This window comes from Methylophaga thalassica, from assembly GCF_030159795.1.
Lineage (GTDB): Bacteria > Pseudomonadota > Gammaproteobacteria > Nitrosococcales > Methylophagaceae > Methylophaga > Methylophaga thalassica.
The window spans coordinates 1-1154 of sequence record NZ_BSND01000009.1; the positions used below are offsets into that span (position 1 = coordinate 1).

Consider the following 1154-nt stretch of genomic DNA (forward strand, 5'->3'; position numbering starts at 1 on the left):
AAACCCCACGTCAACGTGGGCACCATAGGTCACGTTGACCATGGTAAAACTACGCTGACAGCGGCGATCACCAAAGTGTTGGGTGAATTAAGTGGTGGTGAATTCAAAGATTACGCGGATATTGATAACGCACCAGAAGAAAGAGAACGTGGTATCACAATCTCAACCGCTCACGTGGAATACGAAACAGCCAACCGTCACTACGCACACGTAGACTGCCCAGGCCATGCTGACTATGTTAAAAACATGATCACCGGTGCGGCACAAATGGACGGCGCGATTCTGGTTGTAAACGCAGCTGACGGTCCGATGCCACAAACACGTGAACACATTTTGTTATCACGTCAGGTTGGTGTACCTTACATCATCGTTTACCTGAACAAAGCTGACATGGTTGACGACGAAGAACTGATTGAATTGGTAGAAATGGAAGTGCGTGAGTTGTTAGACAGCTATGACTTCCCAGGTGATGACACCCCAATCATCGTTGGTTCAGCACTGAAAGCGTTAGAAGGCGACACAAGTGAAATTGGTGCACCATCAATCATTCGTTTAGCTGAAGCAATGGATACCTACTTCCCAGAACCAGAACGTGCAATTGACGGTGCGTTTTTGATGCCGATTGAAGACGTATTCTCAATCTCAGGTCGTGGTACGGTTGTTACTGGTCGTGTTGAACGCGGTATTGTTAAAGTGGGTGACGAATTAGAAATCGTTGGTATCAAAGACACCCAAAAAACCACCTGTACTGGTGTTGAAATGTTCCGCAAGCTGTTAGATCAAGGTCAAGCAGGCGACAACGTAGGTGTTCTGTTACGTGGTACAAAACGTGAAGACGTCGACCGTGGTCAAGTACTGGCACACCCAGGCACAATCAAACCACACACACGTTTTGAAGCAGAAGTATATGTGCTGTCAAAAGATGAAGGTGGTCGTCACACGCCATTCTTCAATGGTTACCGTCCACAGTTCTACTTCCGTACAACTGACGTGACAGGCGCATGTGAATTACCATCAGGTGTAGAAATGGTTATGCCTGGTGATAACGTTAAGATGGACGTAACTTTAATTGCACCGATTGCGATGGAAGAAGGGTTACGTTTTGCTATTCGTGAAGGCGGCCGCACTGTTGGTGCCGGTGTCGTTAGTAAAAT

At 47.0% G+C, this 1154-nt stretch carries 1 protein-coding gene; it reads left to right on the forward strand.

Annotated elements, in window-relative coordinates; translation table 11 throughout:
• On the forward strand, nucleotides 1-1154 hold a 1154-nt coding region (gene tuf, locus QQL60_RS12310), incomplete at both ends, for an elongation factor Tu (RefSeq protein WP_284723497.1).